The organism is Selenomonas dianae (assembly GCF_030644225.1).
Taxonomy (GTDB): Bacteria; Bacillota; Negativicutes; order Selenomonadales; family Selenomonadaceae; genus Centipeda; species Centipeda dianae.
Window position 1 is genome coordinate 1,945,817 of the sequence record NZ_CP128650.1, and the last position, 13,897, is coordinate 1,959,713.

Consider the following 13,897-nt stretch of genomic DNA (forward strand, 5'->3'; position numbering starts at 1 on the left):
TCCACTGTTAAGATAACATTTCGGCCATGACATCGCCCACCACGGTATAGGGGTCGGTCTCATGCGCCTTGATTTTCGCCACATAGTCGTCCAGTCTGCCCGTATCGACAATGCGGCTCTCGATGTGACGGCGGACACCTGCGTGCAGGATGTCCAGCATCTCATCGCGTGTGCGGCGCGTACGCCGCTCGGTAAGGACACCATTCCCTTCGATATGGATACGGTGCTCCTCGATGGTATCGACCAGCTCCGTGATCCCATCGCCGCGATTCGCGACGACCTTGCGGATCGGAGGCCGCCAGTCGCTCATGTGATCGTCCAGATCGAGCATCATATTGATCTCACGGACGAGCTTGTCCGCGCCGTCAAGATCGGACTTGTTGATGGCGAACACGTCGCCGATCTCAAGGATGCCCGCCTTGATCGCCTGGATGTCGTCGCCCATGCCCGGAATCAGTACGACCATGGTTGTGTCCGCCGCCCGCACAATATCCACTTCGGACTGCCCGACACCGACGGTCTCGACAAAGATGATGTCCTTGCCGAACGCATCCATGACCTTTACCGCGTCAGCAGTTTTGTGCGAAAGGCCGCCGAGGCTGCCGCGCGTTCCCATGCTGCGGATAAAAACGCCCTCATCGAGCGTCAGGTCGTTCATGCGGATGCGGTCGCCCAAAATGGCGCCGCCGGAAAAGGGGCTCGTGGGGTCGACGGCGATGATGCCGACGGTTTTCCCGCGTTTGCGGTATTCCTTGGCAATCTTGTCCGTCATGGTGCTTTTGCCCGCACCCGGAGGGCCGGTAATGCCGAGAACATAGGCATGTCCCGTATGCGGATAGAGCGCCTTCATGATGTCCGTCGCCGACGCGCGTTCGTTCTCGATCGCCGTGATGGCGCGCGAGAGCGCGAGGCGGTTTCCATTGAGCACTTCGGCTGCAATATCCATGCGCCCACCTCCTTCGCGCAGTCACTCCATACAGGGGAATGGATGACAGACAAAAGATTCTCCTGCCTGTCATCCATCCTTTCAAAATGACGTTGTTACGCCACATGCTCCTTGATGAAGTCAACTACGTCGCCGGTCGGTGTGCCGGGGGTAAAGACTGCGGCAACGCCCGCCTCCTTGAGTGCGGGGATGTCGCCCTCGGGGATGACCCCGCCGCCGATGACGAGCACGTCGTCCATGCCCTTCTCGCGCAGCAGGTTCACGACCTTCGGGAACAGGTGCGGATGCGCACCCGAGAGAATACTCATCGCAACGACGTTCACATCCTCCTGCAGAGCTGCCTCGGCGATCTCCTCGGGGGTCTGACGAAGCCCCGTGTAGACGACCTCGAAGCCTGCATCGCGCAGGGCGCGGGCAACGACCTTCGCGCCGCGGTCATGACCATCCAGACCCGGCTTTGCAACGAGCACTCTGATTTTCTCTGCCATTTTTATATTCCTCCTGAACAGGGCTGCCGCCGTGCGGGCGGCATACCCCCCTTGCATTCACCAAATTGTTTTCAGCTCTGTCCCGCAAACCGTGGATACGTGCGGTATATCCCCCGCACAAACACAGGCTTACAGGTTGACGTGCGCCTCGTACTCGCCGAATACCTCGCGCATGACGCCGCAGATTTCGCCGAGCGTCGCATAGGTCTTGACCGCTGCGAGGATGTGCGGCATGAGGTTCTCGTTCTCGTCGCCGCACGCCGCCTTGAGGTCGGCAAGAGCCGCCTGAACAGCTGCGTTGTCGCGCTTCGCCTTCATCGCCTCGACCTTTGCCTTCTGCTTCTCGCCGACGGATGCGTCGACGCGGAGCAGGTTCTTCGGTGCTTCTTCCTCCACCTGGAACTTGTTGACACCGACGATGACGCGGGCACCGGACTCGACGTCCATCTGCCACTTGTAGGCGCTGTCCTGAATTTCCTTCTGGATGTAGCCCTTCTCGATCGCCGCAACCGCGCCGCCGAGATCGTCGATCTTCTTGATGTACTCCCACGCCTCTTTCTCGATGCGGTTCGTCATCGCCTCGACGTAGTACGAGCCTGCGAGCGGGTCAACGACATCGGCAAGTCCGCTCTCGTACGCAACGATCTGCTGCGTACGGAGGGCGACCATGACCGAGTCCTCCGTCGGAAGCGCAAGCGCCTCGTCGCGGGAATTCGTGTGGAGCGACTGCGTGCCGCCCATAACGGCGGCTGCCGTCTGGAGCGCGACGCGGACGATGTTGTTGTTCGGCTGCTGTGCGGTGAGCATCGAGCCTGCCGTCTGCGTGTGGACGCGGAGCATCATGGACTTCGGCTTTTCCGCCTTGAAGCGTTCCTTCATGACCTTCGCCCAGATGCGGCGGGATGCACGGAACTTCGCGACCTCCTCAAGCACGTTGTTGTGTGCGTTCCAGAAGAAGGAGAGCCGTCCTGCGAACGCATCGACGCTGAGTCCTGCCTTGATGGCAGCCTCGACGTAGGCGATGCCGTCCGCGATGGTGAATGCAATTTCCTGCGATGCCGTGGAGCCGGCCTCGCGGATGTGGTAGCCCGAGATGGAGATGGTGTTCCAGTTCGGGACGTTCTTGGAGCAATATTCAAAAATGTTCGTGATGAGGCGCATGGACGGGCGCGGCGGGAAGATGTACGTGCCGCGTGCCGCATACTCCTTCAGAATGTCGTTCTGGATCGTGCCCTTGAGCTTGTCTGCCGACACGCCCTGCTTCTCCGCCACGGCGATGTACATCGCGAGGAGGACGGACGCGGGCGCGTTGATCGTCATGGACGTGGAGACCTTGCCGAGGTCGATCTGGTCAAAGAGGATTTCCATGTCGGCGAGCGAGTCGATCGCAACGCCGACCTTGCCGACCTCGCCCTCGGAGATGGCATCCGTGGAGTCGTAGCCGATCTGCGTCGGGAGGTCAAATGCACACGAAAGTCCCGTTGCGCCGCTCTCGATGAGGTAACGGTAACGCTTGTTGGACTCCTCCGCCGTGGAGAATCCTGCGTACATACGCATCGTCCAGAAGCGTCCGCGGTACATCGTCGGCTGAACGCCGCGGGTATAGGGGTAGACACCGGGGAAGCCGATGTCCTCCGCATAGTCCGTCTCCGCAATATCGAGCGGCGTATAGAGCCCCTGCTCGGGGATGTGGGGACGTGCGGGGAACTTCGCCGTTGCCTTTTCTACGGCGGCATTGTACTTGTCAAGCTCCGCCTGGATCTTTTCATTGCTCATGAATGTATTCTCCTTTACCTTTACAGTTCTTTGTGTTGGGTTATATAAAGGGCTTTGTGCCCTCTTTCTATCGGGTTATTTCTGCATCGACCCCGTCGCGAGGAAGCGCTGATGGAAGGAAAGCGCCTCGTCGAGAAGGTGCGGCGTCTGTGCGCCCTTTGTCGCTGCAAGTGCACGCTCGTAGTAGTCGAGCAGGATCGGACGATAGTCCGGATGTGCGCAGTTGTTGATGATCTCAAGCGCACGCTCACGCGGACACTTGCCGCGCAAATCCGCAACGCCCTGCTCCGTGATGACGATGTCGACATCGTGTGCGCCGTGGTCGACGTGCGAGCAGAACGGAACGATGGACGAGATCTTGCCGCCCTTTGCCTCGGACTGCGTGTAGAAAATGGTGAGGTAGGCATTGCGTGCGAAGTCGCCGCTGCCGCCGATGCCGTTCATCATCTTCGTGCCCGTGACGTGCGTGGAGTTGACGTTGCCGTATATATCGACCTCGATCGCCGTGTTCATCGCGATGACACCGAGACGGCGGACAACCTCGGGGTTGTTCGAGATCTCCTGCGGACGGAGCATCATGATCTTCTTGTACTTGTCGATGTCCTTGTAGAAGCGCTGGAGGCCTTCGGGCGAGGGCGAGAACGCCGTGCCGGACGCGAATTTCAGCTTACCTGCATCGGCGAGGTCGAACATACCGTCCTGAATGACCTCGGTATAGACCTCAAGATCCGTGAAGTCGGAACTGACAAAGCCCGCGATGACCGCGTTCGCCACGTTTCCGACACCCGACTGGAGCGGGAGAAGCCCCTTCGGCATACGCCCCTCGGCGATCTCCTTCTTGAGGAGCTCTACCGTGAACGCGCCCATCTTGCGTGCAATGTCGTCCACCGGGGCGAGTGCGCGCGTCTTGTCCGTGATGTCACAGGGGACGATGTACTTGATCTTGTCCAGCGGGCACGGCATGAACGTCGTACCGATGCGGTCGCCCGCCTTCGTGATGGGGATCGGCAGACGGTTCGGAGGATCGAGGGGGATGTAGATGTCATGCATACCGACGAGCTCCATCGGCTGGCTCGTGTTCACCTCGACGATGACCACGTCAGCGCTCTGGATGTACGACGGCGTATTGCCGACCGAAGTCGAGGGGATGATGCCCTCCTCCGTGATCGCGACCGCCTCGACAAGAGCGACATCGATCTTTCCGAGGAAGCCCTCGCGCGACTGCTGCGCGACCTCGGAGAGGTGCATATCAATGTAGTTCACAAGACCCGAGTTGATCGCACTTCTGAGGGGTGAATTTGTCTGATACGGCAGCCGCTGCTTGATGCCGCCCGCCTCCGCGAGTGCGCCGTCCAGCTCGGGTCCCGTCGATGCCCCCGTCCAGATATTGACCTTGAACGGATTCTTCTTCATGCGCTCGGCAATGGCGAGCGTAACTGCCTTCGGATAACCGGAAGGCGTAAACCCGCTCGCACCGATGGTCATGCCGTCGGCAAAGTACTCTGCCGCCGTTTCTGCACTGACGACCCTGTCCGCCAAGGATTTAGGTATGCGATCGGAAATATCGATCATAGAAAAACCTCCCTTTGATGCTCATCCGACCGATGCACCAAGCGCCCTTGCAGCACTTCAGAACTCGTATTTCGTCGCGCCCACTATTCATGGTAGGAATGTTCTAAATAACTACAAGTTATCGTAGGTGCATAAGTCAATTATATCTTTCCATAGGATAGCACGAAAAAAAAACGCCGTCAAGATTACATTGACGGCATTTTCTGTGATTTGTGAAAAAAGGGGCAAATGAGTTTCAATCACGCGAATTTTTGTCCGACAACTCCGTTTCCTCGGGCACTGCGTGTGAGAGATAATACGAGAGCGAACTGAGCCCGACGGACAGATCCTCGCTGACAAACGGGATGTTCGGCGGCACCCGGAGTTTCACGGGCGCAAAGTTCCAAATCCCACGAATGCCTGCCGCGACGAGCTTGTCGGCAACGCTCTGTGCCGCTGCGGCGGGCACGGCGATCACACCGATGCGGATGTCGCGCTCGGCAATGATCTCCGCAAGGTAGGCGATGTCCTCCACGCGCCGTTCTCCGACGCGCGTACCGATAACGATCGGATTTGCATCGAGGATGGCGGCAAGCCGGAAGCCGAGACGTGTGATTCCCTGATAGTTTGCAAGGGCGGCACCCAGATGTCCCATGCCGATAATCGCGACATTCCAATGGTGATCAAGACCGAGTATCGTTCCTATGCTTTCCTTGAGTTCGGCGACATAGTAGCCCACGCCCTTCTTTCCGAACTGCCCGAAAAACGCCAAGTCCTTCCGAATCTGTTCGGGGTTGATGGCAAGGCGGCGGCCGAGCTCCTCCGAGGAGGCGATCTCCACGCCCTCGTCCGTCAGCTGGCGCAGACAGCGATAGTAGCGCGGCAGACGATCCACGGTCGCCTTCGATATCAATAGATGTTCCTGCATGGTCAGCCTTCCTTCGTCTCCCGCGCAATCGTGTGCAGTGCCGCCGTCATGGCGGCGAGCATCCAAAGCAGCATGGAGGACGGTATGTTAAAGAGCAGATGATCCGTGATGCCGTTGAGCGCAACGGAAAGAAATGCGAGTCCGAGCCCGGTCGAAAGCCCCTCGACGAAGCGCCGTCTGCGCCAGCGTGCAAGTGCCGTACGCACATCGGCGACCGTGCGCCACTCGTGTTCGTGTGCGGCGAGCACCGCCTCCCACGGGGGTACGCGTTTGGGCAGCCGAAAGGCAAGCACGAGCGAACCGAAGAAGAACCAGAGGAATGAGAGAGCTCCCGGCACGCCGATCTCTGCGGCATAGTTCAGATACATATTGTGGGCGTGTACGATCTGCACAGGCGCCCCTTGCAGATAGAAATCGTACTCGGGGTAAACCATGAAGTACATCCCCCAGCCGATGCCGAGGAAGGGATGATCGAGGATCATCGCGACGGTGCTCTCCCAAAACGCGAGGCGCATCTCCGAGGAGGTGTCCACGCGCGTAAAGACGGAAAGCAGCCGGTCGGCGAGCACGGGATCGGCGAGGAGTGCGCCGCCGCCGAGCACCACAAGTCCCACGAGGATGCGCCAATCCCGCAGCGCACCGTAGCCGGCAAGCAGGACGGCGACGACAAGGCACGCCCCACGCGCATAGGTCATGCCGAGGCACGCGAGCGCGGCGACAAGCAGAATGCCCGCGATCATGCGCCATGTGCGCGAGAGCACAGGCAAAAGCCCCACCGCAGCGCAGATGACAATATCGAGGTATCCCGCGAGGATGTTCGGATTCTCCCACGTCGAAAAGACGCGTTTCGAGAGTTCGGGAAACGCCTCTCCGTCCACCCACTTCATCGCCCCGATGTCGATGCCGAAAATGAACTGATAGAATCCATAGAGGATAACGAGCCCCGCCGACAGCGCCATCGCAAGCACAACGCGCTGACATTCGCGCGGCGTACGCAGGGTCTGCCCGACGAGCAGATAGGTCAGCGCATAGATGGGTACGAGATGATAGAAGTTATAGAAACTGAACGCCCGATCCTGCGCAACGGCAACCGACAGAAGTCCGATGATGACAAAGAGCAGTGCCGGCGCATCGTACGGCAGACGGCGCAGATGAAACCCCCGATCCATTCGCAGACGCAGGAGCATCGCTCCGCAGCCGAGGAGCAGCACTGCCATTGCCGCAAGGGGACTGAGCGGAATCAAAAACGCCTCGGCAATGACGGCGTACATCATCACGCGCGCCATGCGCCCCGCTCGGCGGCGGCGGCGCAGAACACGCCGCCGCTCCTGAAATTCTTCACCCACGCCGTCACCTCCCCGCCAAGAGAAGCGCACGGATGCCGCCCACCAGATAGAGCGACCCCGCAGCGACAAGGAGGGCATGGCTGCGCTGCGCCCGGTGCTCCGCCTCGGCGAGTGCCGTCTGCGGGTCGGCACAGGCACAGGTGTCCGCGTCAAGCCCCGCTGCGGCCGCCGCCACAACATCCGCCGCCGCCGCACGTGCGGAGTTCGGACGCACGGTGACGACCGTATCGCCGGGGCGCAGAAGTGCGGTGAGCATCGCGTCGATGTCCTTGTCCTTCAGAATGCCGAGCAAAAAGACGCGCGGCAGTTCGGGGAAATACGCGTCGAGCCCCGCACGCAGGGCACACATTCCCGCAGGGTTGTGCGCCCCGTCGATGACGACGGGCAAATTCTCCCGCGTGAGGATTTCAAACCGTGCGGGATGGCGCACCGTGCGCAGTGCCGTGCGAATGGCTTTGTCCGTAACACGCGCGTCCTCGCGCTCAAGGAGCTTTGCCGCCATGATGACGAGCGCGGCGTTCTCCGCCTGACACGTTCCCGCAAGTGCGAGGTCAAACGGCTCCGGTTCGCGGCAGACGACGGAGTGGAACGCGACGCGCTGCCCGCCCTCCTTCGGAAAGAACAGCTGCGCCGAGAAATCCTCACCGCAGACAAAGACATCCGCGCCGAGCTCCTCCGCCCGCCGCTCGATGATCGTCAGCGGCTCGCCCGTCGCCGCCGTAATGACAGGCACCCCCTCCTTGATGATGCCCGCCTTGTGCGCGGCGATGCCCGCCAGTGTCCCGCCGCAGCGATCGGCGTGCTCCATCGTCACATTGGTGATGATCGTAAGCATCGGCTCAACGACATTCGTCGAGTCCAGAAGCCCGCCAAGCCCCGTCTCAATCACGGCGGCCTCGACCTGCTCCTCTGCAAAGTAGAGAAAGGCAAGCGCCGTCAGCGCCTCGAACTGCGTCGGGTGCTCACACCCCGCCGCAACCATCTCATCGGCAGCCGTGCGCACGCGCGTGAGGAGTTCTGCAAACCGCTCCTCGGAAATATCGTGACCGTCCACACTCATGCGCTCCGTATAGGAGATGAGGTGCGGCGAGAGATAGCGTCCGCTGCGGATCTCCGAGGCACGCAGCACCGCATCCAACATCTGCGTGACCGAGCCTTTCCCGTTCGTCCCTGTGATGTGGATGGTCGCATAGCACCGCTCGGGATTGCCCAGACGCGCGCACAGTTCTTCGATGCGTGCCAGCCCCGGACGAATGCCGAACGTATTCAGTTCATCGAGATAGAGAAGTGCCTCCGCATAGTTCATCGGAGCACCTCAGAGCTTCGCAAGATCCGAAAGACGCGTGCGGATGAGCGTGACCTTCTCCTCATAGCCCGCGAGCTTTTCGCGTTCCGCCGCAACCACCGCTGCGGGAGCTTTCGATGTAAACCCTGCGTTCGAGAGTTTGCCCGTGAGGCGCACAATCTCCTTTTCGAGATTGTCCCGCTCCTTCGTGAGGCGCGCCCGCTCCTTCTCCACGTCGATGAGCCCCGCGAGCGGCAGATAGACCGCCGCACCCGCGAGTGCCCCCGTTACCACATTCTCGGGATCGGGCGCATCCCCTGCGAGGAATGTCACCTCGGACGCGGAGGCGAGCGCGTGGAAATAGTCCTCGTGCGCCGCAAAGGTATCCGCAAGCGACGCATCACGTACGCGCAGGATCAGCGTGCTCTTTTTGCCGGGCGGCGTGCCGAGCTCCGCACGCAGGTTGCGCGTCACCTTGATAACCTCCATGATCGCAGTCATCGCCGCCTCGGCCTCCGCGTCGATTTCCGCCTCCGACGCCTCGGGCCACGGCGCACGCATAATGCTCTCACCCTCGTGCGGGAGTTTCTGCCAGATCTCCTCGGTCAGGAACGGCATGAAGGGATGCAGAAGGCGCATCGTACGCTCCAACACCGTACGCAGGACGTAGAGCGCCGTGTTCTTTGCGCGCACATTCTCCTTGTCGTACAGACGTGCCTTCGTCAGCTCGATGTACCAGTCGCAGAACTCGCTCCACAGGAACTCGTAGATGGCACGTCCCGCCTCACCGAGCTCGTAGTGCTCAAGGTTCGCCGTCACATCGCGTGCCGTCTGTGCCGCACGCGATAGGATCCAACGGTCGGCGAGCGTATAGTCGCTCTCCGCGGGGACAAAGGAATCGTCCGTGCCCTCAAGGTTCATCAGCATATAGCGCGACGCATTCCAAATTTTATTTGCAAAATTACGCGCCGCCTCGACACGCTCCCAATAGAAGCGCATATCGTTGCCCGGCGTATTGCCTGTGATGAGCATGAAACGCAGGGTGTCCGCGCCGTATTTCTCGACGACCTCCACGGGGTCGATGCCGTTGCCGAGCGACTTCGACATCTTGCGTCCCTCGCTGTCGCGCACAAGCCCGTGGATGAACACATCGCGAAACGGCACATCGCCGCCGAACCGCAGCCCCATCATGACCATCCGCGCGACCCAGAAGAAGATGATGTCATAGCCCGTAACAAGCGTTGCCGTCGGGTAGAAATGGCGAAGATCTTTCGTCTGCTCGGGCCAGCCCAGTGTCTCAAACGGCCAGAGCGCGGAGCTGAACCACGTATCGAGCACGTCCTCATCCTGATGGATGTGCGTGCTGCCGCAGTGCATACACGCCGTAATATCCTCGCGCGAGACAGATGTCTCGCCGCAGTCCTCACAGTGCCACGCGGGAATGCGGTGCCCCCACCAGAGCTGGCGCGAGATGCACCAGTCGCGGATATTTTCGAGCCAGTTTTCGTAGATTTTCGTAAAGCGTTCGGGGACGAAGCGGATGCGCCCGTCCTTCACCGCCGCAATCGCGGGCTTTGCCAGATCCTCCATGCGGACAAACCACTGCTTCGATACGAGCGGCTCGATTGTCGTCTTGCAGCGCGAACAGTGCCCGACGGCGTGCTCGTGCTTCTCCGTGCGCACGAGTGCACCGATTTCCTCAAGTTCCTGCACAAGCGCCTTGCGGCACTCATAGCGGTCAAGCCCCGCATACTTTCCTGCGCCCGCGCCCATCGTGCCGTCGGCATTGATGACGACCACCTGTTCAAGATTGTGGCGCAGTCCCATCTCAAAGTCGTTCGGATCGTGCGCGGGGGTCACCTTGACCGCGCCCGTGCCAAATGCGGGATCGACGTACGCATCTGCAAAGAGGGGAATGCGTCGCTCCACGACGGGCAGGATCAGCGTCTTGCCCACGAGATGCTTGTAGCGCTCGTCGTCGGGGTGGACGGCGACACCCGTGTCGCCGAACATCGTCTCGGGGCGCGTCGTCGCAATCTCAACGTAGTCGTCCGTACCCTCAATCCGATAGCGGATGTGCCAGAGATGCCCCTCCTCCGTCGCGTGCTCGACCTCGATGTCCGAGATCGCCGTCGAACAGCCCGGACACCAATTCGTGATGCGCGTGCCCTGATAGATCAGCCCCTGTTCATAGAGGCTCACGAATACCTCGCGCACGGCACGCGAACAGCCCTCATCCATCGTGAACCGCGCGCGCTCCCAGTCGCAGGACGCACCGAGCATCCGCAGCTGATACATAATACGGTCGCCGTACTGCTGCTTCCAGTCCCAGACGCGTGCGAGGAACTTCTCGCGCCCGAGTGCGAAGCGGTTCGTCCCCTCCGCACGCAGACTCTCCTCCACCTTTGCCTGTGTCGCGATGCCCGCGTGGTCGCAGCCCGGAATCCAGACGACATTTTTCCCGCGCATCCGCTGATAGCGCACGAGGATGTCCTGCAGCGTTTCGTCGAGCGCATGACCCATATGGAGCTGCCCCGTCACATTCGGCGGCGGGATCACTACGCTGTACGGCTCGCGCCCCTCGTCCGCCACATCGTGAAAAAGATTGTGCTGCTCCCAGTAGTCGTACCATTTGCGTTCAAAACTCTGCGGGTCATACGTCTTTGGAATATTTGCACCGGATTCCTGACTCATTGTCTGTTCCTCCCGAAAGAAACACCCCCGTCCCGAGGGGACGAGGGCGTCCGCACGTCGTCAATGCTGCTCTTATGAATTGCAACGATAAGATTAGCATAAAACAACTTTTTTTGCAAGAATATGTCTACGATCACGCTCTGCAGGAAAGAACCACGTCACAAATACGATCCACCTCCGCCGCCTCCAGTTCCGGATAGATCGGCAGTGTCAGAACGCGGTTGGCAATATCACGCGCAATCGGGGTCTGCTCTACGTCATACTTCCCATGGAAACATTCAAAGGTATTCGTGAGCGGGTAGAAATACTTCCTGCTGTGTACGTCGGCCCGCTCCAACGCGGCAAACACATCGTCGCGCGTACTGCCGAACTCCTTTTCATGAAACACCACGGGGAAATAGGCGTAGTTCGGCACGACATCCGTCTGCATGGGGTTCAGCTGCACGCCGCCGATGCCTTCCAACCGCTCACGATAGCGTTCCGCGACCGCCTTGCGCCGCGCAATATCGTCATGGACATGGCGCAGGTTGCACAGCCCCATCGCCGCACAGAACTCGTTCATCTTCGCATTGGAGCCGATGCCGTCGACGCACTCCGCGTCGCGAATGCCAAAGTTCTTCAGGCGGTACAGCTTTCGCCCAAGCTCCTCATCGCGAAAGCACGCCGCGCCGCCCTCGATGGTGTGAAAGACCTTTGTCGCATGGAAACTGAAACACGCAACATCGCCGTACACTGCCGTACTCCGCCCCCGATAACGCACGCCAAAGGAATGTGCGGCATCATAGATCACCTTCAGCCCATACCTGCGGGCAATGCGCTCGATCTCCTCCACACGGCAGACATTCCCATAGACATGGACGGGCATAATGGCAGACGTGCGCTCTGTAATCAGACGCTCGATCTTCGTCACATCCATCGTATAGTCCTCAGGGTCAATATCGCAGAATACCGGCTCCAGTCCGTTGCGTACAATCGCGTGCGTCGTCGAGGCAAATGTGAACGGTGTCGTGACGACCTCGCCCGTGAGATTCATCGCCTGCAGCGAGAGTTCGAGCGCCATATGTCCGTTCGTAAAGAGCTCGACCTGTGCCACACCAAAAAAGTTCCTCAGGGCTGATTGAAACTCCTGATGCTTTGCCCCCATATTGGTCAGCCAACGCGACTGCCAAATATCGCGGATCTCCGCGATGTACTCCTCCATCGACGGCATCGACGACCGCGTCACCATGATACTCATACCCTGCCTCCCCGCTGCATAGATTATCAGCCCTCATCCATATGCAATACGAGCGTTGTGTCAATATCGAACGCAATGCGGCAATCGTTGCGGAGAGCCTCCGACATCCCTGCAAAAACGCACAGCAGATCACGAAATTCCGCATCGTCCCAAAGATTGGGCGTCATTGTGGCTATCCGAAGAAATTCACTTGCCATCCTCAACCAGCCCGTAACAGCCTTTCGACGTGTATCTGAATCATGGAGGTAGATATTGCGTTTCATTGCCTCTCGAATGACCAGCGCCCAACAAATGATACAACGAATGCGGCAGGGCAGCGATCGCTGTTCATTCCCGTCATGAACACGGAACTTGCTCAGCGGCTGTGGAAAATACACCATATTTCCTTGACTGAGCAGACGCAGCCACGTGGGAAAATCTGATATGAGATATTTGCCCTCTCGGCCCGAAAAGCCCAGATCATGCCCATCCAACATAAATTTCTTTTTGAGCAGTGCCGTGGTCGGTTCACCGACAAAATTAGTCAGATGTGCAAGAATATTCGCTCCAATTGTCTCGCCGCTGAATTTCGTAACCTCCTGAGCAATGGGGCTTGTTACAGGAATATCCGGCAGCTTATTTCCATCCGCATCGATAAGTTCCCGATACGATGTAACAAAACTAATGTCGGGGTGTGCAAAGAACGCGTCCATCATGACCGCGATCTTATCCGGCATAAAGAGATCATCGTCCATCAGCCAGTTGACATAGCGTGCATCCGCGTTGTCATAACTGCGGGCGCGCGCCCAGTTCTCAAACGCCCCGTAGGAGGGATGGTGTTCGTAGTGAATGCGCGGGTCATCCGAAAAATCCCGCCGCATCATGTCCGCCGTCTCCGTATTGTGCGAGTTGTCCGTAATGAAAATGTCCAGATTGCGATAGGTCTGTGCAAGCACGCTCTCAAGTGCAAGGCGGAAATAGTGCGGGCGCTCAAACGTTGGAATAATGACCGAGACGAGCGGATAGATGTCCTTGGAATACGTATCGAGAAACACCTCACGGCTCGTTTGATTATACTGAAATTCCTTCTTGCCCGCAAGCAGCCACGCCTCTTCCTGTCTGGGCACAACTGTACGATAGCCCCTCTTCCGGAATTCGATGCACTGCGCTTCCGCAAAAAAACAATCGCCATGGAAAAGATCACTGCGCCAAGGAATATCGTACTGCGTGGCGATGAGATCACTGCTCACCGCCATGACATCCTCCACATCGTCCGCAATATCATCTCCGTGGAAGCCGGTATCATCCATATATAAAAGCTTTCCGCAGATCGATGGCGACTCTGCAAACACCCCCGATGTCGAGAGCTGCGCCGTACCGACGAGCCCCATAATGCCGATTGCGGGATCCGCAAATACGCGCAGCATCTCCGCAAAGAAATTCAGCCGCAAGAGGATGCTCCCCGCCGCGAGATAAACTTTATACTTCGCGTCACTCCCTTCCATCGCACGCTGATAGGCGGCTGCGACATTCCCACCGGACGGTATCTCGATCAGCTCCACCGCATAGCCCTGCGGCACATCAATCGCATCGAGATACGGGCGTATGGCAGAGCCTCCACCTGCATCGCACTGGGCAATGACTGCGATTTTCCTGTCATTCATACG

General features: G+C 59.2%; 10 protein-coding genes. All 10 read right to left on the bottom strand.

Annotated elements, in window-relative coordinates; all coding sequences use genetic code 11:
- Positions 1-7 precede the first annotated feature (7 nt).
- Positions 8-946, bottom strand: a complete 939-nt coding sequence (gene meaB / locus QU667_RS09535; RefSeq protein WP_304986942.1) for a methylmalonyl Co-A mutase-associated GTPase MeaB — start codon at positions 944-946, stop codon at positions 8-10.
- A gap of 95 nt (positions 947-1,041) precedes the next feature.
- Complete coding sequence (locus tag QU667_RS09540; protein ID WP_304986943.1) at positions 1,042-1,434, bottom strand: cobalamin B12-binding domain-containing protein; 393 nt, start codon at positions 1,432-1,434, stop codon at positions 1,042-1,044.
- A gap of 129 nt (positions 1,435-1,563) precedes the next feature.
- Entirely contained in the window at positions 1,564-3,210 is a 1,647-nt protein-coding gene (locus QU667_RS09545; RefSeq protein ID WP_304986944.1) for an acyl-CoA mutase large subunit family protein, read from the bottom strand.
- Positions 3,211-3,285: 75 nt separating this feature from the next.
- Positions 3,286-4,782 carry a succinyl-CoA:acetate CoA-transferase ScpC gene (gene scpC, locus QU667_RS09550; protein ID WP_304986945.1) on the bottom strand — a complete coding sequence of 499 codons (1,497 nt, stop codon included), beginning with the start codon at positions 4,780-4,782 and terminating at the stop codon, positions 3,286-3,288.
- A gap of 235 nt (positions 4,783-5,017) precedes the next feature.
- A complete protein-coding gene (locus QU667_RS09555; RefSeq protein WP_304986946.1) occupies positions 5,018-5,689 on the bottom strand; it encodes a redox-sensing transcriptional repressor Rex in 672 nt (223 codons plus the stop codon).
- A gap of 2 nt (positions 5,690-5,691) precedes the next feature.
- The gene (locus QU667_RS09560; RefSeq protein ID WP_425541891.1) at positions 5,692-6,975 is read right to left on the bottom strand and encodes an O-antigen ligase family protein; all 1,284 of its coding nucleotides are present in this window, start codon (positions 6,973-6,975) and stop codon (positions 5,692-5,694) included.
- A 64-nt stretch (positions 6,976-7,039) separates the two neighbouring features.
- The gene (locus tag QU667_RS09565; protein WP_304986948.1) at positions 7,040-8,341 is read right to left on the bottom strand and encodes a bifunctional folylpolyglutamate synthase/dihydrofolate synthase; all 1,302 of its coding nucleotides are present in this window, start codon (positions 8,339-8,341) and stop codon (positions 7,040-7,042) included.
- Positions 8,342-8,350: 9 nt separating this feature from the next.
- Positions 8,351-11,014, bottom strand: a complete 2,664-nt coding sequence (locus QU667_RS09570) for a valine--tRNA ligase (RefSeq protein WP_304986949.1) — start codon at positions 11,012-11,014, stop codon at positions 8,351-8,353.
- A gap of 133 nt (positions 11,015-11,147) precedes the next feature.
- Positions 11,148-12,251, bottom strand: coding sequence for a DegT/DnrJ/EryC1/StrS family aminotransferase (locus tag QU667_RS09575; RefSeq protein ID WP_304986950.1), 1,104 nt, complete (start codon positions 12,249-12,251; stop codon positions 11,148-11,150).
- 26 nt (positions 12,252-12,277) lie between these two features.
- Positions 12,278-13,894, bottom strand: a complete 1,617-nt coding sequence (locus QU667_RS09580) for a glycosyltransferase (RefSeq protein ID WP_304986951.1) — start codon at positions 13,892-13,894, stop codon at positions 12,278-12,280.
- Between the last annotated feature and the right edge of the window lie 3 nt (positions 13,895-13,897).

Bases quoted from the DNA above. Each gene is read 5' to 3' on its own strand.
- QU667_RS09545 (WP_304986944.1), bottom strand. From the start codon at position 3,210: ATGAGCAATGAAAAGATCCAGGCGGAGCTTGACAAGTACAATGCCGCC.
- QU667_RS09575 (WP_304986950.1), bottom strand. From the start codon at position 12,251: ATGAGTATCATGGTGACGCGGTCGTCGATGCCGTCGATGGAGGAGTAC.
- scpC (WP_304986945.1), bottom strand. From the start codon at position 4,782: ATGATCGATATTTCCGATCGCATACCTAAATCCTTGGCGGACAGGGTC.
- QU667_RS09555 (WP_304986946.1), bottom strand. From the start codon at position 5,689: ATGCAGGAACATCTATTGATATCGAAGGCGACCGTGGATCGTCTGCCG.
- QU667_RS09565 (WP_304986948.1), bottom strand. From the start codon at position 8,341: ATGAACTATGCGGAGGCACTTCTCTATCTCGATGAACTGAATACGTTC.
- QU667_RS09580 (WP_304986951.1), bottom strand. From the start codon at position 13,894: ATGAATGACAGGAAAATCGCAGTCATTGCCCAGTGCGATGCAGGTGGA.
- QU667_RS09540 (WP_304986943.1), bottom strand. From the start codon at position 1,434: ATGGCAGAGAAAATCAGAGTGCTCGTTGCAAAGCCGGGTCTGGATGGT.
- meaB (WP_304986942.1), bottom strand. From the start codon at position 946: ATGGATATTGCAGCCGAAGTGCTCAATGGAAACCGCCTCGCGCTCTCG.
- QU667_RS09560 (WP_425541891.1), bottom strand. From the start codon at position 6,975: ATGGCGCGCGTGATGATGTACGCCGTCATTGCCGAGGCGTTTTTGATT.
- QU667_RS09570 (WP_304986949.1), bottom strand. From the start codon at position 11,014: ATGAGTCAGGAATCCGGTGCAAATATTCCAAAGACGTATGACCCGCAG.